Source organism: Pseudoalteromonas prydzensis (genome assembly GCF_011050055.1).
Taxonomy (GTDB): domain Bacteria; phylum Pseudomonadota; class Gammaproteobacteria; order Enterobacterales; family Alteromonadaceae; genus Pseudoalteromonas; species Pseudoalteromonas prydzensis_A.
The window spans coordinates 12625-38369 of the sequence record NZ_DRGM01000211.1 but is presented as its reverse complement, the minus strand read 5'-3'; the positions used below and the strand labels follow the sequence as shown (position 1 = coordinate 38369).

The 25745-nt window shown below is 41.4% G+C and carries 23 protein-coding genes; 18 read left to right on the top strand and 5 right to left on the bottom strand.

Features of this window, described 5'->3' with window-relative positions; genetic code table 11:
- Positions 1–16: 16 nt before the first annotated feature.
- Positions 17–1207 carry a succinyl-diaminopimelate desuccinylase gene (gene dapE / locus ENH88_RS22230; protein ID WP_304185706.1) on the top strand — a complete coding sequence of 397 codons (1191 nt, stop codon included), beginning with the start codon at positions 17–19 and terminating at the stop codon, positions 1205–1207.
- A 171-nt stretch (positions 1208–1378) separates the two neighbouring features.
- Positions 1379–1798 carry a GNAT family N-acetyltransferase gene (locus tag ENH88_RS22225; protein ID WP_304185704.1) on the top strand — a complete coding sequence of 140 codons (420 nt, stop codon included), beginning with the start codon at positions 1379–1381 and terminating at the stop codon, positions 1796–1798.
- A 101-nt stretch (positions 1799–1899) separates the two neighbouring features.
- Here ENH88_RS22225 and ENH88_RS22220 read toward each other — a convergent pair whose 3' ends face one another.
- On the bottom strand, positions 1900–3612 hold the full coding sequence (locus tag ENH88_RS22220; RefSeq protein WP_304185703.1) for a lysophospholipid acyltransferase family protein: 1713 nt from the start codon (positions 3610–3612) through the stop codon (positions 1900–1902).
- Between the two features lie 169 nt (positions 3613–3781).
- Between ENH88_RS22220 and ENH88_RS22215 the strand changes: the two genes are divergently transcribed.
- On the top strand, positions 3782–4702 hold the full coding sequence (locus tag ENH88_RS22215; RefSeq protein ID WP_304185702.1) for a 2-hydroxyacid dehydrogenase: 921 nt from the start codon (positions 3782–3784) through the stop codon (positions 4700–4702).
- Positions 4703–4799: 97 nt separating this feature from the next.
- The gene (locus tag ENH88_RS22210) at positions 4800–4931 is read left to right on the top strand and encodes a hypothetical protein (RefSeq protein WP_263973403.1); all 132 of its coding nucleotides are present in this window, start codon (positions 4800–4802) and stop codon (positions 4929–4931) included.
- Positions 4932–4965: 34 nt separating this feature from the next.
- On the opposite strand, the gene smrA is transcribed toward ENH88_RS22210, so the two are convergent.
- From smrA to ENH88_RS22195, 3 genes are all read right to left on the bottom strand, one after another.
- Positions 4966–5544 (bottom strand): DNA endonuclease SmrA, encoded by a 579-nt coding sequence (gene smrA, locus ENH88_RS22205; protein ID WP_304185770.1) that lies wholly within the window; start codon positions 5542–5544, stop codon positions 4966–4968.
- A 146-nt stretch (positions 5545–5690) separates the two neighbouring features.
- Positions 5691–5936 carry a hypothetical protein gene (locus tag ENH88_RS22200; protein ID WP_064665936.1) on the bottom strand — a complete coding sequence of 82 codons (246 nt, stop codon included), beginning with the start codon at positions 5934–5936 and terminating at the stop codon, positions 5691–5693.
- 99 nt (positions 5937–6035) lie between these two features.
- On the bottom strand, positions 6036–6479 hold the full coding sequence (locus ENH88_RS22195; protein ID WP_304185699.1) for a hypothetical protein: 444 nt from the start codon (positions 6477–6479) through the stop codon (positions 6036–6038).
- A gap of 109 nt (positions 6480–6588) precedes the next feature.
- On the opposite strand from ENH88_RS22195, the gene ENH88_RS22190 reads away from it, so the two are divergent.
- Positions 6589–6972: a response regulator gene (locus tag ENH88_RS22190; RefSeq protein WP_304185698.1), complete on the top strand. Its 384-nt coding sequence runs from the start codon at positions 6589–6591 to the stop codon at positions 6970–6972.
- A gap of 65 nt (positions 6973–7037) precedes the next feature.
- Here the strand turns inward: ENH88_RS22190 and rpsT are convergent, their stop codons facing one another.
- Positions 7038–7298 carry a 30S ribosomal protein S20 gene (gene rpsT / locus ENH88_RS22185; RefSeq protein WP_016708897.1) on the bottom strand — a complete coding sequence of 87 codons (261 nt, stop codon included), beginning with the start codon at positions 7296–7298 and terminating at the stop codon, positions 7038–7040.
- A 295-nt stretch (positions 7299–7593) separates the two neighbouring features.
- Here rpsT and murJ point away from each other — a divergent pair, with 295 nt between their 5' ends.
- From murJ to ENH88_RS22120, 13 genes are all read left to right on the top strand, one after another.
- Positions 7594–9123 carry a murein biosynthesis integral membrane protein MurJ gene (gene murJ / locus ENH88_RS22180; protein ID WP_414704878.1) on the top strand — a complete coding sequence of 510 codons (1530 nt, stop codon included), beginning with the start codon at positions 7594–7596 and terminating at the stop codon, positions 9121–9123.
- A 118-nt stretch (positions 9124–9241) separates the two neighbouring features.
- Positions 9242–10168 (top strand): bifunctional riboflavin kinase/FAD synthetase, encoded by a 927-nt coding sequence (gene ribF, locus ENH88_RS22175; protein WP_304185695.1) that lies wholly within the window; start codon positions 9242–9244, stop codon positions 10166–10168.
- A gap of 25 nt (positions 10169–10193) precedes the next feature.
- Complete coding sequence (gene ileS / locus ENH88_RS22170; protein WP_304185694.1) at positions 10194–13022, top strand: isoleucine--tRNA ligase; 2829 nt, start codon at positions 10194–10196, stop codon at positions 13020–13022.
- Between the two features lie 9 nt (positions 13023–13031).
- Positions 13032–13532, top strand: a complete 501-nt coding sequence (gene lspA, locus ENH88_RS22165; protein WP_304185692.1) for a signal peptidase II — start codon at positions 13032–13034, stop codon at positions 13530–13532.
- A complete protein-coding gene (gene fkpB, locus ENH88_RS22160) occupies positions 13529–13969 on the top strand; it encodes an FKBP-type peptidyl-prolyl cis-trans isomerase (protein WP_304185691.1) in 441 nt (146 codons plus the stop codon). Before lspA ends, fkpB begins: the two co-directional genes overlap by 4 nt.
- Positions 13969–14898 carry a 4-hydroxy-3-methylbut-2-enyl diphosphate reductase gene (gene ispH, locus ENH88_RS22155; protein WP_304185689.1) on the top strand — a complete coding sequence of 310 codons (930 nt, stop codon included), beginning with the start codon at positions 13969–13971 and terminating at the stop codon, positions 14896–14898. The genes fkpB and ispH overlap by 1 nt, the downstream gene beginning before the upstream one ends.
- A gap of 37 nt (positions 14899–14935) precedes the next feature.
- Positions 14936–15976 carry a sensor histidine kinase gene (locus ENH88_RS22150; RefSeq protein ID WP_304185686.1) on the top strand — a complete coding sequence of 347 codons (1041 nt, stop codon included), beginning with the start codon at positions 14936–14938 and terminating at the stop codon, positions 15974–15976.
- Complete coding sequence (locus tag ENH88_RS22145) at positions 15973–16674, top strand: LytR/AlgR family response regulator transcription factor (RefSeq protein WP_304185685.1); 702 nt, start codon at positions 15973–15975, stop codon at positions 16672–16674. Before ENH88_RS22150 ends, ENH88_RS22145 begins: the two co-directional genes overlap by 4 nt.
- 108 nt (positions 16675–16782) lie before the next feature.
- Positions 16783–17343, top strand: a complete 561-nt coding sequence (gene pilV, locus ENH88_RS22140) for a type IV pilus modification protein PilV (protein ID WP_304185683.1) — start codon at positions 16783–16785, stop codon at positions 17341–17343.
- 1 nt (position 17344) lies between these two features.
- Entirely contained in the window at positions 17345–18331 is a 987-nt protein-coding gene (locus ENH88_RS22135) for a PilW family protein (protein WP_304185681.1), read from the top strand.
- Positions 18319–18801, top strand: a complete 483-nt coding sequence (locus tag ENH88_RS22130) for a pilus assembly PilX family protein (RefSeq protein WP_304185680.1) — start codon at positions 18319–18321, stop codon at positions 18799–18801. The genes ENH88_RS22135 and ENH88_RS22130 overlap by 13 nt, the downstream gene beginning before the upstream one ends.
- Positions 18802–18814: 13 nt before the next feature.
- Positions 18815–22000 carry a PilC/PilY family type IV pilus protein gene (locus ENH88_RS22125; protein WP_304185678.1) on the top strand — a complete coding sequence of 1062 codons (3186 nt, stop codon included), beginning with the start codon at positions 18815–18817 and terminating at the stop codon, positions 21998–22000.
- Positions 22001–22513: 513 nt separating this feature from the next.
- Positions 22514–25666: a pilus assembly protein gene (locus ENH88_RS22120; protein ID WP_304185675.1), complete on the top strand. Its 3153-nt coding sequence runs from the start codon at positions 22514–22516 to the stop codon at positions 25664–25666.
- Positions 25667–25745 lie beyond the last annotated feature (79 nt).

Genomic DNA, 25745 nt, shown 5'->3' with positions numbered 1-25745 from the left:
AATAGGTGTGTTTATTATGACCTTAGCAGCCCAAGCCCACATCGTTCATCGAGCAACTCAGATTAATACTGTGGTTGACGACTTACAAACTCTGATCAAATTTAAATCAGTTACGCCACAGCAAGCAGGCGCAATAGATTGGCTTAGTGGCCAGTTAAGAACACTCGGTTTTAACTGTGAACAATTTACCTTTAATAAAGTGACTAATCTCATTGCCAAAATTAGCTTTGGTGATGGGCCTAACTATGCTTTTTCAGGCCACATTGATGTAGTCCCAGCCTCAGGAGGACCGTGGCGAGCAGAACCATTTTCAGGGGAAATTATTGATGGTGCTATTTATGGTCGCGGCGCCGCCGATATGAAAGGAGGCGTTGCCGCCATGTTATCAGCCAGTCGCGCCTTAATTAGCCATGTAGCCGAAAAACAAGGTACTTTTTATTGGCTGATCACCTCAGATGAGGAAGGCGAAGCCGAATATGGCTCACTACTGATTGCAGAGCGTTTAGCGCAACAGGGCATCCAACTTGACGGCTGCATTGTCGGCGAGCCAACCAGTCATTTGCATATTGGTGATACAATCAAAAATGGCCGTCGAGGTGCACTCTCTGCGCGGTTAGTGATCAACGGCAAAGCAGGGCATGTTGCTTATCCAGAAAACACCATCAATGCAGCCCACTTAAGTGCCGATGTGGTGAAGCGGTTGACTAATATTACGTGGCAACGTGATGAGCACAGCTCTAAAACCAGTGTGCAAATCACTGGAATTAATATTGCAAATGTGGTCGATAATATGGTGCCAGCACGGTGTGAAATGACATTTAATATTCGTTATAGCCATGGTTATAAAAGCAGTGATATAAAAAATGACATTCAATTCGCGTTAGCTGACTTACAGCAATATATAGATATTGAGTGGCAGCGTCCCTGTGAATCATTTTATACCAGTCATCAAACACATAATTGTTTATTAGCAAAAGTAGAGCAAGCGGTTTTTGATATAACCGGGAGTTACCCGTTATTAAGCACCAGTGGTGGAACTTCTGATGGGCGTTTTTTTGCCAATCAATATACGCAAGTCATTGAGTGCGGAGTGAGAAACCATACTATTCATCAAGTAAATGAGCATGTGCCAATTAGTGACTTACTTAAAATAGAGCAGATCTATACGCGCTTATTAGAGCAAATATTCATTTTAGTTGAGAGGTGAATTAATGTGGTTTGCTTCTTATTCAGGTAACCATATTTTTTGCTAGAAAAATAGTTTCTCAGTGGTATTTTTATGCATTAAAGTATATTTTAGGTACTCCATTTCGTGATTAGTTTGGTCTATTTAAGGAATAATAAATTAATGATAAGAATGGCTAAGAAAGATGATTTAATGGCAGTCCTAAAATTATATAAAGAGCTGCGCCCAGCAGATCCTGAATTAGAAAGTAACCTAGCAAATCAAACATGGCTGGCGATGATCGAAGATCCGCAAACTTTTTTGATCGTTGCCGATATAGCAGGCGAGCTTGCTTCGACATGTGCTTTGACTATCAATAAAAGCATCGCCAATGGTGCAAGACCTTTTGCAATCATAGAGCATGTGATCACCGCGCAAAAGTTTCGTAGACAAGGCTTAAGCCGCCAAGTATTAGAATTCGCAATTAATACCGCATGGCAACAAAATTGTTGTAAAGTCATGTTGCTATCTGGTGAGAAACTGACAGCAGCACACGCTTTATACGAGTCAGTCGGGTTGCAAGCCGATATTGAAAAAGGCTTTGTAATCAAACCACCTACTGCCCTAAACTAACTTAGTTAACTTGAACCTTGGCTACTTGAAAAAGTATTTAAGCCGAAAATACAGATAGTAGTGACGTGCCCGCGCTCAGGTTAACTGTGTTGGGGTTAAGCTCACTCTTTTCCTAAATATCTTTTTGCTTTGCCTTCTTTTACTTTTTCAAGATCAACAAGCACTAAGCCATCAATACAATTATTGAAATCAGGATCAACACTAAAACTTAAAAACTGTACGCCGCCAGGCTCACATAGTTCGGTGTATTGTTTAAATAAAGTGGGTACTTGGGCACCCATGTTTGCGAGCACATGTTTGAGCTCAACAAAGTCTTCTTTAACATCATCACCACAAAATAGGTTTTGGCATTGTTTGAACTGCTGTTCAGTGAGCCTAAACTCATTGTTAGGCGTAGCGAGCTTTTGCTCAGCAGCGTAATAATGTTGATAGTAATGTACCAGCAATGCTTTTGCTTGTTCTGGTAGGGCGTTTGAAACACTCACCGCACCGTATAAATAGCGATATTGTGGGTAGTTTTGAATAAATGCGCCGATGCCATACCATAAATAATCAAGGCTTTTACGCCCCCAATATTTAGGTTGCACAAAGCTGCGACCAAGCTCGATACCCGCGTTGAAATAGGGGGTCATTTCATCACTGTAGGAAAATAAGCTGTCAGTATATAAACCTTTGCGGCCGTGTTTATCAATAATAGCTTGCGCGCAGGCTAGTCTGTACGCGCCAACCAGCTCAAGTTGTGAGCCATCCCATAAAACCAAGTGCTGATAATCCATATCGTACTTATCAATATCACGACGCTTACCACTGCCTTCACCAACGGTACGAAATGAAATCTCTCGCAATCGGCCAAGCTCTCTGAAAATCGGTGAGCTGCCTTGATATTGATACAGGTATATTTGCATGCCGTCTTGCGTGGTACCTAATAGCTCACACTGTTCGATGGCTTTTTTTAGCTCCTTCCGGCATTCCGAGGAGGCGATGGGCGCTTGCGTTTTAAGCGGTAAGGTTTTCTTTGAGGTAAGTGCATAAAGCTGCTTACGGATCAGATTTACTACTTCTTTGTCTTTGAGGTTTTCAATTAAATAAGATTCTGGAGGTATGGATGCGCCAATTTCAAACTCTAATGACTTTTGTCGTTGTTTAAACATTTCTTTAACCAGTAATAAACTCGCTAACGGCTTGTAAATCATCGAGGTGCCATAAAAAAGTGGGCTATTTTTGGCTTTAATAAAAATCGGTAAAATCGGCGCATTGGCTTTTTTTGCGATCCGTAAAAAGCCGCTATTCCACTTACAATCTTTAATTCCGGTAGGGCTTAAACGCGACACTTCACCGGCTGGGAAAATGAGAATGGCCCCAGCTTCTTTGAGATGCTGATGGATATTATTGAGTTCTTGCTTTTTACTGGCACCCGATAAATTATCGACCGGCAGTAATAATGAGTGCATTGGCGTAACCGACATTAACATGCGATTGGCAACGACCTTTAAATCCTTACGGACACTTGATAATACTTTAATTAATGCCAGTGCATCTAAAGAGCCAATAGGGTGGTTAGCAACAATAACTAACTTACCTTCGCTAGGAATATTCTCAATCTGCTTTGGCTTGTAACGAGTATCAAAATCTAATTCATCTAACACTTGCTCAACAAACTCAATGCCTTGTAAGTGCGGATAGGCATCACCAAATGCAACAAATTCTTGTTCGTGAAGCAAATAACCTAAGCCTTTTTTAACTAAACTTTTTACTTTAGGTGAGTTTTCTAATTGTGGTAGATTTGCTGCGATTACTTTATCAACACTGATCATAATTACCTCGTTTGCATATGGTGATCAATATATCGCCAGAGTAAAAGCTTGCCATGACAGTTAGGTTGCAGTTGTGTGACTTTTTAAAGAGCCGAGCAGTAATTCGATTAGATTAAATGTTTTAACAAAGGTTATACTCTTTGCAAATCAATAACTCTAGAGGCATAACATGAGCGTACTCGTTGCGATTAGTGGACGTGATTGCAGTAAAATTATTACTGCGTTAGCTGCTAAATTACCAGATGTAAAAATTTCCCAGTGGCCTGATTGTGATAACTTAGAGGATGTTGAATTTGTGCTTGCTTGGCTGGCACCTGCAGATATGTGGGCACAACTACCAAATTTAAAAGCAGTTTCTTCATTTGGCGCTGGTGTTGATAGCATTGATTTAAATTTACTCCCCGATAATGTCGTTGTGACACGCATAGTGGATGAAAATTTAGCCGAAGATATGGCTGAATATGTGCTTACCCATATTTTAGCGCATAAACTCAGGCTTAAAGACTATGTGATTAAGCAACAACAGCGACAATGGCAGCCCAAACGCGCTTATAGCCATAATCATGTGGTGATCTTAGGCTTTGGTGAGTTAGGGCAAAGTTGTGCTAAACGTTTACTGGCTAATAATTTTAGCGTCAGTGCAGTTTCGCAAAGCCCTAAAAATATACCTGAGGTAAATTGTATTCATCAAGCAAGTGAGTTACCGAATTTGTTAGCAGAAGCTGATTATCTGGTGTGTTTATTACCACTAACGGCACAAACGAAAGGGTTTATTAATCGTGACTTATTAGCACAATTACCACCGCACGCTGTACTTATTAATGTAGCGCGTGGGCAACATGTTGTTGCTGAGGATTTACTTTGGGCATTAGATAAGCAGGTTATTCGCGCAGCAACATTGGATGTATTCGATCATGAGCCTTTAGCTGTCGATCACCCATTTTGGCACCACCCAGCAATTACTATCACACCGCATTGCGCAGCGCTATCTGATATTAACAGTGTCACCCAGCAAATAGCTGATAATGTACAGCGTTTGCAGGCGGGCGATGATCTAAAGAATAAGATCAATAGAACAAAAGGTTATTAATATTAGAGAATAATTGCATTCTACATGTTGTTAACATATGTTATTTTGGTTAGTCTAGGTAGGTATCTATATAATAAAAATAACAATAAGGTTTATTATGAAACAGCAACAGGGTGGTGTAAAACTCAGTATTATTGTGATCTCTATTATTTTAATGGGCGTGTCCGCATGGTTTAACCAAGCTGGTGCGAATGAGCAAGCCGAGGTTATACAAGAGCAAACACAATAATAAGCTTTACGCAGCGCTCATTATTTACACCGGGTCAGCGTTTACTGTGACGTTCCCGGTTTTCACTCTTTTTCTCATCACTTTTCTTTATCAATACATACGTTGCGCCACTTCCTCCATGGTGCCTCAATGCACTATGAAAAGCTAACACGCAATCAATTTCCTGTAGCCATTTGTTGGTATAACTTTTTAAAATTCCTGGGGTCTTTTTATTCTTAAAGCCTATACCATGGCGGATCAGCACCACGCGGATATTACGTGTTTGGCAATCGCTTATAAATTCAAAAAGTGCGTGGCGTGCAGTTTTGAGAGCACGACCATGTAAGTCCAGCGTAGCATCAAGTTGATATTTAGCTAACCGTAAGTTTTTGAATACAGCTGCTTGAACTCCCGCATTTTTATAGCTTAACACTGCATCTGGCGCGAGTAGCTCGACCAACTCACTGCGTAGATAGTTTTCATCATTGTTTAAATCTAGCTCTGCAGATTTGCGTTTTTCTTGTTGTGCTAACGAGAGCTGCGCGGCACGAGGGGTTGGTTTGATGGTATCGTGATCGAGGCGGACTACGTCTTCCATAGACGTTAAAAATAAATCAAAGTCAGATAAAGGCATAGTAGAGCTCACAGTAAAATCCAAAGTAGCATAATACGACAATGATTTTAACTTAGTTCATTTTGCTGCCCAAGTTATATTCGCGCAAAAAAATACCCCACCGAGTAAAGCGCGGTAGGGTATATAAAATTATCTAGGGAGAGATATTAATTCTGCGGCACATTCAACTGCCCAAAGGTATAAACTTTGAACAGGTAAAACGTGTTGATCAACACTAAACTCATGTTTGAAATAACACTCGATGACATTAAATCCAAGCTAAATGATAAAAACAGTAGCACGCAGGCGCTGATCGCCGCTACACGCAATATCGTTAATTGATTGATAAAAAACGCCCCTAATCCTAGGGCTAACAGTATAAAATTTAAAAGCCAATCTAGCTCGTTTAGCATGGTTGTATCATTGTTCATGTGTTGAAAAAAGGAGCGCCATTATGGTGATAATTTGCGCACCTTTCAACCAAGTAATTTTATATTTTCAGATTAGTTTTTTTAATCCAAAATTAATTTTTTTAAAGCAGAAAAAAAGCCTGCTTGTTCGGTTATTCGATATTTTTGACAGGTCTCAGGTTGCTTATTGTTTTGGCATAAATAAAGGCTATTACGTGCTAAATCGGCATTTGGCTGTAAATTTGAATCAAATAACATTGCACCGTAGCCAAATAATCCTGGCCAATACACACTTTGCGTGACTAGCCCTAGTTTTTCATAGGTTAATAACTGTGGTTTGGGGATAATTAAAATAGCGCAGACAAGGATAACTGCAGCGATAAGACCTGTGCGACTTTTTTTGGTTACGGGTAATTCAGGACTAACGCTTGACTCTTTTACAGCGCGTGTTTGAGTGGGGGCTTGGCGCTTGTTAGTTGATGCCGTTGGTTTTTTTCGTTGTGGGGTTTTTCCTAACAAGGATTGTTTTTTTATATTGTTTGACATAAAGCAAATCTGGCCTTTTAAGCAGAGCTCTCTATAATGAGATTATTAAATTAGAAAAGTTATTAAGCATAATAACTTAAACCTAGTTCATAACCTACGGGGATCAACCATGAATACGCAGCTTTCAATTTTAATAGTGGATGATGTGGGCACAGTGCGTAGCTTTCTTAATCAAACACTCATGCACTTAGGCATTGAAAATGTTAAAGAAGCATCAACAGCTGCACAATGCATAAGTGCATGTCAGGCGGCCGATTATAATATCATTTTTTTAGATATAGAATTGCCTGACGGCGACGGTAAAGAGATTATTGCCCAGATCAATGAGATAAACCCTGAAACCAACGTGGTGATGGTTTCGGCTCATTCAACCGTTGAGAACGTTAAAGATGCGATTGACAAAGGCGCCAAAGGGTTTGTTGTTAAGCCGTTTACACCGAAGAAGATTGCAGCCATGTTGAAAAAGTTTTACCCAGATTTAGAAGTGGTGTAATGGGTTTAATAACAGATATAAAAAAACCGGCCTAGGCCGGTTTTTTATATTCTAGCAAAAACAAATTATAGCGCTTTGATCTTAGCTGCTAAACGGCTCTTATGACGAGCTGCTTTGTTTTTGTGAATTAGACCTTTAGTTGCATAACGGTCTAAAATAGGTGTAGCAACTGCGAAAGCTTGCTGTGCAGCTTCCTTGTCGCCCGCTTCAATAGCAACAACTACTTTTTTGAAGTATGTACGCATCATTGAACGACGGCTTGCGTTATGCTGACGGTTTTTTTCGCTAGTGATAGCGCGTTTTTTTGCAGACTTGATGTTAGCCAAGGTTTGCTCCTAACAATCTTAAAATAAGCTTAATTTAAAGGCCGTGGAATATGCCTTTTTTAATCATGAATGTCAATAAAAATTTGACATACCAAGAAAAACTGCTCCTATGTAACGAACATCAATTTGCCGCTCTAGCAGTTAATAACGCTATTGTAACAAAGGCGGTGAGTTCAGCCTAGTGCTTTAGAGCGATTTATAAAAAAGACTGTGGCATAATCGGCTTTATTGTTGGTTTTAAAGCAGGTTTAAAGTGGCTAAAGGATTATTTCGTTCCGGTATGATTGTAAGTTGTATGACAATGATATCGCGTATTTTAGGCTTAGTGCGAGATGCCGTTGTTGCGAATTTACTCGGCGCAGGTGCTGCTGCCGATGTTTTTTTATTCGCTAACCGAATTCCCAATTTTTTACGTCGCTTATTTGCCGAAGGTGCGTTTGCGCAGGCATTTGTGCCGGTGTTGTCTGAAATTAAACAGCAGCAAGGCGACGACAAAGTTAGGCTGTTTGTTGCTCAGGCAGCCGGTACATTAGGGACTATCTTACTTGTTGTAACGCTCATTGGTGTTATTGCATCGCCCGTTATTGCTGCGTTGTTTGGTACCGGCTGGTTTATTGAGTGGTGGCAAGGGGGGCCAGACGGTGAAAAGTTTGTATTAGCCAGCAGCTTACTTAAGCTCACTTTCCCTTATTTATTCTTTGTCAGTCTGGTCGCGCTCAGTGGTGCGGTGATGAATGTTTATAACCGTTTTGCTGTTGCTGCTTTTACGCCGGTGTTATTGAATGTTTCGATTATTGGCTGTGCCATATTCTTACATGATAAATTCTCGGTTGGCGCATATTCACTTGCCATTGGTGTATTTGTTGGTGGTGTGGTGCAGTTATTGTTTCAATTACCGTTTTTATATCGCGCAAAAATGCTTAGCCGTCCGCGCTGGGCTTGGCAGGACGAAAATGTAAAAAAAGTCCGTAAGTTAATGTTACCAGCGTTGTTTGGGGTATCGATTAGTCAAATTAATCTACTTCTAGATACCATGATCGCGTCATTGTTGATGACAGGGTCAATTGCTTGGTTATATTACTCTGATCGGTTAATCGAGTTCCCTTTAGGTTTATTTGGTATCGGTATTGCTACGGTGATTTTGCCAGCATTATCAAAATTGCACAGCAGCAAAAAAAGCAGCGATTTTCAGCACACCTTAGATTGGGGGGTGCGTTTTGTGATCTTTTTAGGTTTACCAGCGATGGTTGGTTTAATGATCATAAGCCCGTTAATTATCTCGGTGTTATTTGATCACGGCGCATTTAAAGATGACGAGATTGACCATGTTCAGGCTGTAAGTATGGGAGTTATGGCCTATTCGGTAGGATTAGTCAGCTTTATGCTGATCAAAGTATTAGCGCCAGGCTTTTATGCTCGCCAAGATACCAAAACACCGGTGCGTATTGGTATTATTACCTTGGTACTTAATATGGTGTTTAACATTATGCTGGCGCCGTTTATTGGTTATTTAGGCTTAGCCCTCGCCACTTCAATGTCGGCCAGCTGTAATGCGTATTTGCTGTATCGTCAATTAAGCAAAGAGCAGGTTTATCAATTTTCGCGTTTTAGCTTACTGTTTACCTGCAAATGTGTTGCAGCCTCCTTACTCATGGGAGCCGTAGTGTGGTATTCCGCAACGCAGTTTTTATGGCGTCAATGGCATTTTAGTGAGCAAGTTTTTTTACTTTCAGGTTTACTTGCACTGGCAGGCGTTGTGTACTTTTTAGCGTTGTTTTTACTCGGTGTGCGACTAAATACCATAAAAAACGTTGTTACTACATAATTGGACTAAAAAAACTAACTGAAACTCGCATCTTGAGGTGGTTTGGGTATAATCGATGGTTCTGTAACCCAAGTGAAATTTTACTCGGTACATAACGCGCATTAAGGCATTAGGTGGCATGGAGTTAATTAGAGGTATTCACAATATTCGCACGCAGCATTATGGCTGTGTGTTGACCATTGGTAATTTTGATGGCGTGCATTTAGGTCATGCTGAAGTACTCAATGGGTTACTCAATGACGCTAAAAAATATAACTTACCCAGCACGGTCATGTTATTTGAGCCGCAGCCGCAGGAATTTTTTGCTAAAGACAATGCGCCAGCTCGACTAACGCGATTACGTGACAAGCTACGTTTGTTAGCTAAATTGGGCGTAGAACGCGTTATTTGCATTAGTTTTAATCAACAATTTGCCAACATGCAAGCTGAGCAATTTGTAACAGAAATACTGGTCAATAAGCTTGGCGTTAAAGCATTAACAGTGGGTGATGATTTTCGCTTTGGCAAAAGGCGTCAGGGGGATTTTAATTTACTCACTAAGATGGGCCAAGCGGCGCAGATGGATGTAAAAAGCACCGCGAGTTTTCGGCAATTAAATGCTAGAGTAAGTAGCACTTTGATCCGCCAAGCACTCGCGGACGGTCAATTAGTGCAAGCCAAAGCGATGCTCGGTCATGATTATGCAATATCAGGACGAGTGATCCATGGCTGGAAGCGTGGCCGAGAATTAGGCTTTCGCACCGCGAATATCGCATTAAAACGGCAAGTCTGCCCTGTAAATGGGGTGTTTGCTGTGCAAGTGACGTTAAACGATAAAACAGTGTATGGGGTTGCAAATATTGGCAACAAACCCACATTTAATGGAACACGCGCATTATTAGAAGTTCATTTGTTCGACTTTGCGCAAGATATTTATGGACAGTTTATGCACGTGGAGTTAATTAAAAAACTTCGCGATGAGAAAAAATTCGAGACATTAACACAATTGACGGCACAAATAGCAACTGACGTTGCTGCCGCAAAACAGTGTTTTGGTTTAAATTAGGTAGCCGATACGGAAACTAGGATTAATGAGCGACTACAAGCATACTTTGAATTTACCGGAAACGACGTTTCCAATGCGCGGCAATTTGGCACAACGTGAGCCAAAAATGCTTAAAACATGGTATGAAGACGACCTATATGGTCAAATTCGCAACGCTAAAAAAGGTAAAAAAACCTTTATTTTGCATGACGGCCCTCCGTATGCAAATGGCGATATCCATTTAGGCCATTCAGTAAATAAGATTCTAAAAGACATTATCGTTAAATCAAAAACCTTGGCTGATTTTGATGCACCGTATGTGCCGGGCTGGGATTGCCATGGTCTACCAATTGAATTAATGGTAGAGAAAAAAGTGGGCAAGCCAGGCGTAAAAGTCACGGCCGCAGAATTCCGTGAAAAATGCCGTGCCTATGCTAAAAAGCAAGTTGAAGGTCAAAAAGTAGATTTTAAACGCTTAGGTGTTTTTGCTGATTGGGATAAGCCTTATCTAACCATGAACTTTGATTTTGAAGCCAATGCAATTCGTGTACTTGGTCGCATCATCGAAAAAGGCCATTTACACAAAGGCGCAAAACCTGTGCATTGGTGTACAGATTGTGGCTCAGCATTGGCAGAAGCCGAAGTTGAATACCAAGATAAACAATCGCCAGCGATTGATGTACGTTTTCAGTTTGTTGATCAAGCGGCTGTTGTAAACGCGTTTGATTTAAAAGCGGATCATGAAGGTAAAGGCACAGTAAGCACTGTGATCTGGACCACTACGCCGTGGACACTGCCAGCTAACCGCGCAGTTGCCGTGCATGCTGATTTAGAATACGCCTTAGTACAAGTTGATGATGAAGGTGCGCAAAAGCGTTTGATTTTAGGTTCAGAGCTGGTTAAAGATGCGATGGATCGTTATGGTTTTAATCATTATCACGTATTAGGTTATGTAACAGGTTCAGCACTTGAGAATTTACAAGTCGCCCACCCGTTTTATGACTTTAACGTACCAGTGATTGTGGCTGAGCATGTAACGACTGACTCAGGTACCGGCATCGTGCATACGGCACCAGGACACGGCCAAGAAGATTTCGTGGCTGGGTTACAATATGGTTTAGAAGTGGCTAACCCAGTTGGCGCAAATGGTGTTTATTTACCTGACACTGAGCTTTTTGCAGGTCAACATGTATTTAAAGCTAATGCCAGTGTAGTTGATGTGCTGACTGAGCGTAATGCGCTTATGCATCACCATGCATTAACGCACAGTTACCCGCATTGCTGGCGTCATAAAACGCCAATTATTTTCCGTGCAACGCCGCAGTGGTTCATCAGTATGGATCAAGCTAATTTGCGTCAAGATTCATTACAAGAGATTAAAAACACCCAGTGGTTACCAGAATGGGGTGAAAGCCGCATTGCAAACATGGTTGAAGGTCGCCCGGATTGGTGTATTTCGCGCCAACGTACTTGGGGTGTGCCAATTGCTTTATTTGTTGATAAAGACACCGGTGCGCTTCATCCAAATACCCAAGCATTGATTGAGCAAGCAGCACAATTAGTTGAGAAATCAGGTATTCAAGCATGGTATGACCTAGAACCTGCGACTTTACTTGGTGAAGCTGACGCACAGCAATACATGAAAGTACAAGATACCCTTGATGTATGGTTTGATTCGGGTGTAACGCATGCCTGTGTGGTTGATGCTCGCGAAGATTTAGTTGGTCCGGCTGATTTATACCTTGAAGGCTCAGATCAACACCGCGGTTGGTTTATGTCATCAATGATGACCTCTGTGGCGATTAATGGTCATGCGCCTTATCGTCAAGTGTTGACCCATGGTTTCACTGTGGATGAAAACGGCCGTAAGATGTCAAAATCATTAGGTAACGTTATTTCGCCACAAAATGTGATGAATAAACTCGGTGCAGATATCTTACGTTTGTGGGTTGCTTCAACTGATTACACTGCCGAAATGACCGTATCAGATGAAATTTTCAATCGTTCTGCGGATCGCTACCGTCGTATTCGTAACACCAGCCGTTACTTGCTAGCGAACTTAAGTGGTTTTGAGCCGAAAACTGACCAAGTCGCTATTGATGACATGGTTGAATTGGATCGTTGGATTGTTGGTCGTGCTGCGCAATTACAAGATGAAATTTTAGCGGCTTATGACAGCTATCAAATGCTGCAAGTAACGCAAAAGCTAATGAATTTCTGTACTGGTGAGTTAGGTTCATTCTACTTAGACGTTATTAAAGATCGCCAATACACAGCGAAAAGTGATAGTCATGCCCGTCGTTCATGTCAAACAGCGCTATATCATATTGCCGAAGCGATGACGCGTTGGATGGCACCAATCATGAGCTTTACAGCACAAGAAATTTGGCAAGCACTACCTGGTGAGCGTGACCAATATGTATTTACCTCGGTTTGGTATGACGGCTTAAAAGCGGTGGGTGAAGGCCAGTTTAGTAATGATGATTGGTTAACGATTCTTACTGTGCGTGATGAAGTAAACCGTGTGCTTGAAGGCGCACGTAAAGAAGATGTGATTGGTGCAACATTGCAAGCCAATGTAGACCTTTACGCAAATGCAGAGCTTGCTGCAAAATTAGCTGCATTGGGGGATGAATTACGCTTTGTATTGTTAACTTCTAAAGTCACTGTTACAGCGGTTGATACACAGCCAGAAGGCACAAAAACAACTGAGGTTGATGGCTTGTATATCGCAGTATCAGCAACCGACGCAGAAAAATGTGAACGTTGTTGGCATTACTGTGATGATGTAGGTGCAAATCCTGCGCATCCAGAAATTTGTGGCCGCTGTGTAAGCAATGTTGATGGCGAAGGCGAGACACGTCAGTTCGCATAGGAGTATTAAGTGAGTAAACTAGCCCAAAAAAGTGGTTTAGTGTGGCTATGGTTAAGTCTACTACTTTTAGTAGTAGACTTTGCTACAAAAACACTGGTTGTTAAGACCATGAATTTACGTGATTCAATTGATATTTTGCCGTTTTTTAATCTTACTTACGTACACAACTACGGAGCCGCTTTTAGTTTTTTAAGTGAAGCGGGTGGTTGGCAGCGTTGGTTTTTAAGTATTATCGCAATATCAATCAGCGTATTGTTGATCTGGTGGTTAAAACGCTTACCAGCTACCAACAAAGTGCTTTGTGGCGCATATTCGTTAGTACTTGCTGGTGCGTTAGGTAACTTATATGACCGTATGGCATATGGTTATGTGGTTGACTTTTTGCATTTTTACTATCAAAACTGGAATTTCCCTGCATTTAATATTGCCGACAGTGCAATTTGTATTGGTGCCGCGTTATTATTATTTGATGCCTTTACAGGCGAAAGTCCTAAGGAACAAAAAGCATGAGCCAACTCGTTATTGGTGAAAAGTCAGAAGTTATTTTTCATTTCTCAATTAAGCTATCGGATGGCTCTGCGGCAGATTCAACCAAAGTGCATAATAAGCCAGCCAAATTAACTATGGGTGATGGCAGTTTAACGGCAAACTTTGAAAAATGCTTATTTGGCTTAGCAGCAGGTGACAGCAAGTCATTTGAACTTGAGCCTGAAGATGCGTTTGGGCAACCAAATCCGGATAATATTTATTATGTTGAGCGTAGTAAGTTTGGCCCAGAAACGCCGGCAAAAATTGGTTCTATTATTGCGTTTACGCAACCAGATGGCACCGAATTACCGGGTGTTGTGCGTGAAGTACAAGGGGAATCTGTGACAATTGATTTTAATCACCCGCTGGCAGGGCAACGCTTAACCTTTGAAGTTGATATTTTAGAGGTGAATGGCTAATGGATATTTTACTAGCAAATCCACGTGGATTTTGTGCGGGCGTCGACCGTGCGATCAGCATTGTTGAACGTGCATTAGATATCTTCGAAAAGCCGATTTATGTGCGCCATGAAGTCGTGCATAACCGCTACGTGGTTGATGGTTTAAAAAATCGTGGTGCGGTGTTTGTTGAAGAGCTAGACCAAGTGCCAGATGATAGCATTGTGATCTTCAGTGCCCATGGCGTGTCACAAGCGGTGCGCAGCGAAGCTAAACGTAGAGATTTAAAAGTCTTTGATGCAACCTGCCCGTTAGTAACTAAAGTGCATATGGAAGTGACTCGCGCGAGTCGTAAAGGTATCGAGTGTATTTTAATTGGTCATCATGGTCACCCTGAAGTTGAAGGCACCATGGGGCAATACGATAACGCTAAAGGTGGTATCTATTTAGTAGAAACCCCTGAAGATGTTGCCAAACTAAACGTGAAAAACCCTAATAACTTATTTTATTGCAGTCAAACTACCTTGTCGGTTGATGATACCGCTGATGTAATTGATGCGCTTAGAGTGAAGTTTCCATCAATAGATGGCCCGCGCAAAGATGATATTTGCTACGCGACCCAAAATCGTCAAGATGCAGTACGTGATTTAGCTGATAAAGTAGATGTGTTATTGGTAGTTGGTGCTAAAAATAGCTCTAACTCTAATCGTTTACGTGAACTGGCAGATAAAATGGGCACTGTGGCTTATTTAATTGATGATGCCAGCAATGTAGAAGATAACTGGTTTACTAATGCCAAAGCGGTTGGTGTTACGGCGGGTGCATCGGCACCAGAAGTGTTAGTACAACAAGTGATCAATCGTCTTAAGGAACTTGGCGGTAAGCAGGTAATTGAAAACCCTGGCGAAGAAGAAAATATCGTATTTGCCGTACCTGTTGAGCTACGCTAACCTTAGCGTACTTACTGGGTAATTGAAGGAGAGCGCAATGAGCAAGTCGGTGCAAACCAATACTTTGCTTTTTGCTGCTCTGTTTAAAGAGCGCGGTGTACTTGCTACTTTAGTGGTTGCGCAAGTTATTGCTACCGTACTTGCATTTGCACCTACCACTGCAGGCGATACGTGGCTTCTCCTTGGCACGATCAGCTTGTTTTTACATCTTACTTTTTTATCTAGCCTAACCTGGCTTTATTTACTGCGAAAACAACTCGAACAGATGAGCCAAGCTCTGCAATTGAGCGCTTTAATGCTCTCATTACTCCTTACTACGGCTATTTTTAGTGGTTTGTTAGTTGAGTTTGCAAGTGATTTTATTGCCCAACAAAACAGCTATGCGTTTATTTTAAGAAACCTATTAGTGGTGTTTTTAGTCACTGCATTATTCATTCAATTTTTAACGATTCATTTTGAAAAAGAACAACAAACTAACGCCTTAGCTCGCGCAGAGCTGGATGCCTTACAAGCGCGTATTCGGCCACATTTTTTATACAATAGCCTTAATACCGCCGCCGAGCTTACCCATTATGATCCGCAAGCGGCAGAGCAAGCGATTTTAGCGCTTGCAGCATTATCGCAAGCAGCCATGCGGGTTGGTAAAGAAACCGCATTAGCAGATGAAATCACACTCACTCAGCAATATATAAAGTTAGAAAGCTGGCGCTTTGCTGAGCGTTTACAGGTTAATTGGCAACTACCTGAGCAGTTGCCAGCTATCACTATCCCATGTTTAACATTACAACCATTGCTAGAGAATGCCGTTTGTCACGGGGTTGAGCCTGCATTGACTGGCGCTATAATTTACGTCGAGTTACATATTAGTAAACACTCGTTAGTTATTTTAGTAGAGAACCCAATCTCGACACAGCAACAAAAACGCCCAGGTAATGGCATGGCACTGGATAATATTCGCCAGCGGTTAGATCTTTATTATCAAGGTCGTGCAAAGCTAACAGTAACAACCCGTGGGAATGTGTTTCGGGTCAAGTTAGTACTGCCTTTGGCTCTTAATAATGCCAAGGAGCATGCATGAAAGTTCTCATAGTAGATGATGAACCATTAGCGCGCGCTCGCCTACAGCGATTACTCGCTGATTACCCAGACTATAACCATGCAGCACAAGCAAGTAATGGCAATGAGGCTTTACAACAAGTGAAGTTGCAGGCCCCAGATATTGTATTTTTAGATGTTGATATGCCTGCTATGAGCGGTTTAGAAGTTGCAACACAATTGAATAAGTTGCCTGTACCACCCGCTATTATATTCGTCACCGCTCACCCAGAGCATGCCTTAGATGCATTGCAACTCAGTGCAGCGGGTTATTTAGTAAAACCGGTGACAGAGCAAAATTTGGCAAACACCATAGAGCAACTAGGGCGTTTAACGAGAGCGCATGTGCACAAGCAACGACCTGCTATGATCAGTTATCAACTTGCAGGCGTGACCAGAAGTGTGGCGTTAGCAGAGGTATGTTATGTCATGGCGGAAGATAAATACACGCGTTTGATATTTACTAACGGCGAAGCACTGCTTGATCAAAGCTTAAAACAACTTGAGCAAGACTATCCCACCCAGTTATTACGCATCCATCGTAAAATATTAATTAATAAATCGCGCTTAGTTGCGTTAAAAAAAGCGGGTGATGGCAGCCATGTGGTTGCACTAAGCGACTGTAGCTGCTTATTACCGGTAAGCCGACGAGCTTATAAAACCGTGAAAGATCACCTCTAAAGCTAGTTAACCATTCATCAACAAATATAACCGTTCATCCTTAGCATTGTTGTATATACACAGTGTTCGCATATGCTTATAGTCAGATAGTTTTATATAGGATGTGCGATGAGAGTTATCAATCCACCATCACAACGAGGCTTTACCTTAGTTGAGGTATTAATCGCGTTTGTGATCCTAAGCTTTGGCTTACTCGGTGCAGTAGCATTACAAGCAAAAGCAAAACAGGCCAGCTTTGATTCTATGCAGCGCGCTGCTGCTGTGGCGCTGGGTAACGATATGATCCAGCGAATGCGTGCGAATGACAGAGTAGGAGTGATCACTCAATACAATGGCACATTTAACAGTGACACGGCACTTGAACAGTCACGTACCTGTTATACCGGTTCATGTAGTTCAGCGCAAATTGCCGCACTTGATCGCCAGCAATGGATCCGAGCTATTCAAGCTCGTGAAAATACCGGCGCGCTCGATGATGCAACTGTGTGTATTGAAAATACCGTTGCTCCAGGCGGTGATGGTAAAGCGTTTAATATTCAAGTGGTGGTTAGTTGGCAAGGGCGTCAGGAGATAACCGCTAATGCTGAGACAAAAACAATAACCTGTGGTGAAGAAAGTAACACTCGCCGTGTAATGGTATTGAAAAGTTATATTTACTTAAGGAGCTAATATGAAGCAGCAAGGTTTCACTTTAGTTGAAATGATGGTGGCATTGTTTATCGGTGGTTTAGTGCTTGGCGGGGTAATGTTCACTTATATCAGTATGAAAGTCACGACCAGAGATACCATGACGATTGGCGAGTTACAAGAAACGGGCCGTTTAGCACTGAATATAATGCAGCGTGATATTGAGCAAATAGGTTTTTGGGGCACGTTTTACGAAGATTCATTTTCACAACAAAACACGGATACTTTAGCAAATCCTGCAGCAGATTGTTCTGCGGGTCTTAATAATGGCAGCTTTCCAGTTTTTAACGCAAACAGTAATTTTCGTTCCGTCTATGCTGTTGAATCTACAGGAGGCGCCCAGCTTAATTGCATTCCCAATGCACAAGATAATACGGATATTCTACAGGTAAAATTTCTAGAGGGGTTGCAAATTGACCCTGCAGATAGTAATTCAAATAATTACTATTTTATAGCTGAACAAGAACAAGCTGAATTTCGTAAAGGTCCATTTACAGCCGCTTCAATCAGCGGCAATGCTACAGTGTGGCGTTATCGCCATCATGTTTATTATATTGACGAGAGAACTTATCAATTTAACGAGCGAAACATTAGCGTGCCGGTACTGATGCGCCGTCGACTAACAGCAAATGGTAACATGATCGCTGAAACGATTATGGAAGGGGTCGAAAATATGCGGTTTTTATTTGGCCTAGATACTAATAATGACAGCCGAGTGGATACCTATCGAAGTGTTAGCAATATGACAGCAACAGATTGGGAAAACCGTCGGGGAATATTAACCGTACAAGTGTTCATTTTAGTGCGGGCATTACAAGAAGATGCTGATTTAAATCAGCTAAACCAAACATATACGCTAGGCGAAGATGCTGAGCAACGGATCCTTAAGTTTGATGATCGGTTCCGTCGGGCTTTATTTACCACCACTATCCGCTTAAATAATGTAGGGGCAAACTTATGGCGCATTTAAAACGGGTCTCAAAACAGCAAGGCATTGTATTGGTCGTTGCGCTGATCATGGTTGTTGCCGTGACAGGAATAGCGGTGACACTCATGAGTAGCAGTAGTGTGGATATGAAAATTACCAATGCAGCATTTGAGCGAGAAGAAGCTGAAAACTTATTAATGGGCAATGTGCAACAAGTGATTGCAGATGAAGCTACTAAAGGTGGCACAAGCCATTTTTTGTACACTCAAGCTCAAATACCAAATGGCACCATAGCGTTAAATAAAATTGGCGAAACAACGAGTACGATGAGTAACTTAAATAGTGGCGCGTTAGATTTGCCTTGTCCTCGAAAATTTAATTTTACGGCGGGTATTTCATGTAACATGGTGCAAGTGAACAGTACTATAACGTACGGCTCAAAAAGCAAACATACCATTACCGTAACGTCAGGCATAGCCCAAGAAATGGCAAGCCTGAATACGGGCGGGTAAGCGAGTAAAGACGATGAAATTTAAAAATTTAGTTATAAGTATCTTGCTCGGTAGTACCGCGTTTTTGAGTATGCGCAGTGATGCTGAAGATATCGAACTTTATGTAAATCATAATGTAGAGATAGATGAAAGGCCGCGGGTGTTAATTATTTTTGATACTTCCGGGAGTATGGCTTTTTCAACGAGTAATGGACGTGATTGCGGATTTAGAAATGGCCTCTATGAGCTGTGTAGTGATAGTCGTCTAGGGGTGGCGAAAGATGCAATGGGTCAGCTAATTGATGAAAATGATGATATTGACTTTGGTCTAATGCGTTATAACAGCACTGATGGCGGTTATATATTAAATGGGATCGGTAGCTCTCATGCCGCTATAAAAACATCTATAAATAATCTTCCTGCTGACGGTGGAACCCCTTTAGCTGAAACACTTTGGGAAGCTTATTTATATATAACAGGACAAAGCTTGCACTATGCGCTAAATGTCAGCGAGAGTAGTAGAGATACAAATGTTGAAAATAAAATTTTTATTCGTGAAGAGTGCCGACGGTGGCGATGGGGCCGTTGTCGGGAATGGGAAAATGTATATAGTTACACTTATATTTCCCCTTTTGCTGATAGTGTCGCCGAAGCTAAGCGGTGTGATAACTCAGTTAATATAATTTATATGACTGATGGTGACCCATCTCCAGGCAATGATAACGACAGTGATAATGATATAAGTGCTGCATACAAAAAATATTTTGGTCGTTCACTTTCAAGTGGCGATTATCTATATAGTAATTATCTTCATAAACTCGCTAAAGTAATTCATGGTGTAGAAGCCAACAAGAAAGCAGATATCGAAGAAGTTGTTGTGGATTTATACCCGCAAACTCCTGATATCCATGAAACCGGTCGTGTTTATACAATCGGCTTTGGTTCAGGGATGAGTAGTGCTGGTAAAGGGCTGCTAGAAGAAGCGGCTAAACTTGGTGGTGGTCAATATCAACATGCTGATACCGCAGAGCAGTTATCCGCTGCATTTAAAAAGTTCATCACAAATATTCGGGAAGTGAATGATACGTTTACCTCACCTTCTATAGCGAGCAATAATGTCGATCAAACACGTAGTCGTGAATCAATTTACTATGCCATGTTCTATCCTGAAACGGGTGCTCGTTGGCGAGGAAATTTAAAAAAATTAAAAGTGTCTGGTACAGAGATTGTTGACGCAAAAAGTAATCCTGCACTCAACGATGATGGGTTGATTAAATCAACAGCACATACCTTTTGGTTACCCGCCAACACAGCTGCAGATGGTAACTCGGTGGAAAATGGGGGGGTTAATTTACACCTTACCCATTTAGCTGAACGAACAGTTTACACGGATTCCCCTAAAGGGGGATTGATTGAATTTAAAAGCTCAATTTTGCAGACTGCATTAGGGAGTCTTACTAATCTAGCTACTAGCTTCGGCACTGATAAAGACAGTGTCGGTTCAACAATTGACTGGGCCAGAGGGGTTGATGTAGATGATGAAAACGGCAATGGTTCTCGTCGTGATCAACGTACAGACATATTCGGTGACCCATTACACTCAAAACCAGTCACTGTTGATTATGGGAATGATGACGTACGCATCTTAATTGGCACTAATGCTGGATTTTTGCATATGTTTCGAGATAAAGGTGATGCTGTCAGTGAAACTTGGTCATTTATTCCAAGCAGCTTATATAAAATTTTAACACCTTTGCGTGAAAACCAGGCTGATAGCAAAGTGTATGGTGTTGATGGCCCAATAACGGTGTTTTTTGATGATGCAGACCGAGATGGGATTGTTGAAGCGGGTGATCGAGTATGGGCATTCTTTGGTATGCGCCGTGGTGGTAATCAGTATTACGCTTTAGATATTACTAACCCTGATGCGCCGAAATTAATGTGGACAATACAAGGTGGTAGCGGAGTTTATAAAGAGTTAGCGCAAACTTGGTCTGCTCCTACAGTGTCATACATTAAGGGAAGAGAAGATCCTGTGCTGATTTTTGGTGCTGGCTTTGACACCAATAAAGACAATGTTTCGCTTAGTAATGATAGTAAAGGACGCGGTTTATACATTGTAAATGCGTCAAATGGTGAATTGGTGTGGGAATTAACACCTAACACAGGTTTTAAAGGAAAACACAGTATTGCGGCAACTGTTTCGATACTTGATTCAGATTATGATGGTTATATAGACCGCTTATACGCGACAGATACTGCAGGCAGTGTGTGGCGAATAGACATGCCTGGTTCAAGCCCTACAGATGGTAAAAATCCCTGGACTCACTTTGAATTAGCAAAGTTGGGTGGCACTTTAGCTAGCCAAGATAGACGCTTTTTTTATAAGCCTATAGTAGCACGTACAATGTTTAGTAAAGTAACCAGTACTACAGCCAATAACCAAACAACGATAACTCGTCAAGACACTCCTTTTGATGCGGTATTAATAGGAAGTGGTAACAGGCCAAAACCAACATTGACGGGCGTACAAGATCAACTTTATATGATCCGTGATATCAATACTGTGACTAAGTCATTTCAAGGCACTGACATACCAGCGGCAATTACAGCAAGTGATTTAATGAATGTTAATAATGATCCTTTTGCAAATGCACTTGATGATATAGATGAGTTTACCAAAGCTGAGGTGACGCTGAGTAAAGCCAATGGTTGGTATTATGATCTACCCGGTAGTGGAGAGAAATCACTCGCAGCTGCAACTGTAGTGGGTGGGGTTGCATACTATACTAGTTTTACACCTGCTTCAGAAGATGCCACGATTAATCAATGCTCTTTAAGTGGCGGAAGTGGTGGGTTATATGCGTTTCATCTACATTACGGCAGCAAAGTGTATAATCAATTACGCTATGTGACGAGCAATGATGTGCCGGATACACCACAACTTTATTTTGGCAGTACCGAAGCCTGTGATGAGGATGAATGTGATGAGCAAAGCCAGTTTTTATTACTCGGGCCCGGTATTAAGAAAACTAAAGAAACGGAAAAAGAGTTGAGCGCGAAAAACCCATTTGTACCAAAAGAGATCCTTGGGCCAGGTATTGCGTTTGACAAGGATGGCAAAATTAAACTTGTTAGTGATGCCGTACCAATTGGCTTTGGTTTTAAAACCCAACAAACGTTTATTTATAAGCGTGAAGTGAATGATAATCGAAAATGATGGTTAGCTGATCCGTCTAGAAACGTTTGACTCTTACCTGCATGGATGTAGGTAAGGAGCGAAAGCATGCTGCGGTGGTTTTACTCGGTCTTTTAACCTAGTCCACTAGGTTACAAACCTCAAACTGCGATTAAATCACCCCTAGATGGCCAAGTTTTAACCCTGAAAGGCCAACATACCCTCGTTATAGAGCGCAGCTTCTCTATAAAAAGCTGTGCCCTTCGTGTTACTTTTGCTCAATGGATGGCACAGATCATATCTATTACTACTTTATTAGTAAAAATTTTAATATAAAAACATTGCTTCAGGTGCCGCCCTAATACTTTAATCCAATCAATTAGATGTAGTTAAAAAGTATGGGTTTGATTGTTTTTTATACAATGCAGTCACTATTTATCTTGTTAAAGCTAGAATTTATGCTGTACTAAAGTAGTACTCATTAAGAATATTAGGCCGTCTTCTGTATGGGTTTTTATATCTAACAGATTCTCACATGGATAGGGGGTGGTCGCTATGTCTCAGTTCACTCATGGAGTTACAAGGCTTCTATTAGGCACTTTACTGTTTTTTATCAGTCAATTTTGTATTGCCGATGATATCGAACTTTATCAGTTAGAGAGTAATGATAAACCACGGGTGTTATTAGTGTTTGATAACTCACTCAGTATGGCTTTATCTATTAATAGTAATAAGCAATGTAAAGGGCTCTTAGGTTTAATTAAGTTATGCCCTGAGACACGACTCTCCGCGGCAAAAAAAGCGATGAAGAAGCTGATCAGTGAAAATCCAGATGTTGATTTTGCACTCATAAAATCCAACGGACCGCTAAATTTAGATTTAAGTAACATACTTAATTTAGGGGGGCTATTAGGCTCTACAGGCGGTTATGTCGCTCATGGGTTTGGCTCGGATCATAGTGACATTATCGCTACTATCGATGATTGGGGATTACTGTCCTTAGTTAACCTAAGTCCGGCTACAGAAATGCTACATGAAGCCTTGCTTTACTTGCATGGCCAACAAGTAGGGTATGATCATCTAAATTTGTTAAATCTAATCGATATTCGAATTCAAAAGCAAGGGCAATATATTTCGCCTTTTAAATTACTGAGCGATTCAGCAATACGCTGCGAAAGTCGGGTTAATGTTGTCTTGATCACTGATGGAATGTCACTGACAGAAAGCCTTCCGTTATTAGAAAATAGCCGTGAAAATGATATCAAACAGCTGCACCAAACCATGTATGGTTATTCTGCTGTAAAATTTAACAATACCTACTTACCGACAGTGGCTAAACTTCTACATGGTCAAGGAATTGATAATTACGATGCGTATCCAGAAACAACCGCGATAGATACAGTCAATGTACATATTGTAGGGTTTGGGTTTGGTATGCCAGTTTATGCGCAGCAAGTATTAATTGAAACTGCAAGACAAGGAGGTGGGCAATATTTTTTAGCGGAATCTATTGATGATCTAAACGGTGCTTTAGTAGCGACTATGAAAACAGTTCGCAACGTGGATGCTAGTTTTACTTCTCCTGCGCTTGTCGCAAATAGCGCGGATAGAACTCGCCATCTAGATAGTATTTATTTAACCATGTTTAAACCCGATCTTGGGCCTCGTTGGCAAGGTAATCTTAAGAAGCTGCAAGTGTCTGGCGCACAAATTATCGATGCCACAGGGAAGAGTGCTTTGGATGCCGAGGGGAAAATAAGCCAAGCTAGCCGCACTTTTTGGCTGCCAACGTCACAACCCAATGATGGTGCTCAGCTACAAGCTGGGGGAGTCAATTATTGGTTGTCACAATTTATACCAAGAGCTATTTACACAGATTCTCCTGCAGGTTTACTGCCTTTTACATATTCCACATTACAAGGTCAATTAGATGATCTTGATGAGCTATTTAATGAATCACCAGCGCAAGTTGAGGCGACAATTAACTGGGCGAGGGGCATTGATATTGATGATGAAAACAATAACAATGACCGAGTTGAAACTCGCGCTAATATTTTTGGTGATCCTCTCCATTCAAAACCAGTCGCTGTTGATTATGGCAATGGTGATGTAAGGATCCTGATTGGTACAAATGCCGGCTTTTTGCATATGTTTCAAGATAAAGACGGTACTCTATCAGAAAGTTGGGCATTCATTCCTCGTAGCCTCTATCACATTCTTAAGCCTCTGAGAGAGAATCAAGCGAACAGCAAAATTTATGGCGTTGATGGCCCTATTAGCTTATTTATTGATGACAAAAACAGTAATGGCATTATTAATGAGGGAGACAGAGTCTGGGCATTCTTTGGACTGCGTCGAGGTGGGCGAAATTATTATGGACTTGATATCTCCAAACCTAATTCACCTAAACTACTTTGGAGTAACCCGATCCAAGGCGGTAGTGCTACTTTTAAAGAATTAGGCCAAACATGGTCAAAGCCGATTGTAACTTATATTAAGTTAGCCGGATTTGAAAATAAACCAGTACTGATTTTTGCAGCCGGTTACGACACAAATAAAGATAAAGAATATTCAAACTCAGATAGCCAAGGGCGAGGGATCTATATTGTTGATGCGAGCACGGGTGAAAAAGTGTGGTCATTAACACCTGAGAATGGCTTTAAAGGTGTTGATAGCATTGCCGGCGATGTGGCTATTTTTGATGCAAACTACGACGGTTATATTGACCGCCTTTATGTTGCCGATACCGGAGGGAATGTGTGGCGTGTAGATATGCCTGAAGCGTCTTTTTGGACACATTTTAAACTAGCGGAGTTGGGTGGCAATGGAGTGAACCAAGATCGACGCTTTTTAACTCAAGCTATGATTGCCAGAACCTCATTTAGCCGACTTAGCAGTGTGTTTTATAATGGAAAAATGCTTAACGTACGTGAAAGTACGCCCTTCGATGCAATATTAATAGGCAGTGGTGACCGTGCTGCAGCAACAGCTACAAGCACCCAAGACCAACTTTATATGATCCGAGATATAAATACTGTAACGGGTAAATTTATCAATGGTTTACCTGATCCTATCAAAGTTGATGATTTAATGGATATCAGCTCTGATCCTTTTTCGACTAAGCTCAATGATGTTGATGCGTTTAATCAACTTGAGATGGAACTGGGCAGTTTTAAAGGCTGGTATTATAACTTACCTGGTTTAGGTGAGAAGTCTTTGGCTGCGGCAACGGTGGTAGGCGGGATTGCGTATTTCACCAGCTATACCCCCGCTGCTGCTAGCACTGCTCAACAATGTGTAAATAGCAGCGGCCAAGGGGCTATGTACGCGTTTCATTTACATTACGGTACTAAAGTTTATGAGCAGTTGGCTTACTTAACTCACCAGGAAATACCTGATACACCGCAGCTCTACTTTGGTTCGATTGAGCAATGTGTAGATGAAAATAATGATCAACTCTGTGACGACACCATGGAACCAACAGTCAAGAAAAGTCAGTTCTTGCTCCTCGGGCCATGGCTAAATACCAGCCAAGGGCAAAGTGAATCACAGCCGAGCAAAGCGTTTATACCTCAAGAGCTATTAGGGCCTGAACTTAGTGTTGATGAGAATGGGCAAATAAAATTAGTAAATAACGCAGCAGGACAAGTTTTTGGCCTTAAAGTGCAGCAAACTTATGTTTATAGGCAAGATATAATTTCTCAATAATTGCATTCAATAGCGTACGGACCTATGATAGTGAATAAACGTGATAGCGGCCATTGCTATGACCAACCTAGATATAAAG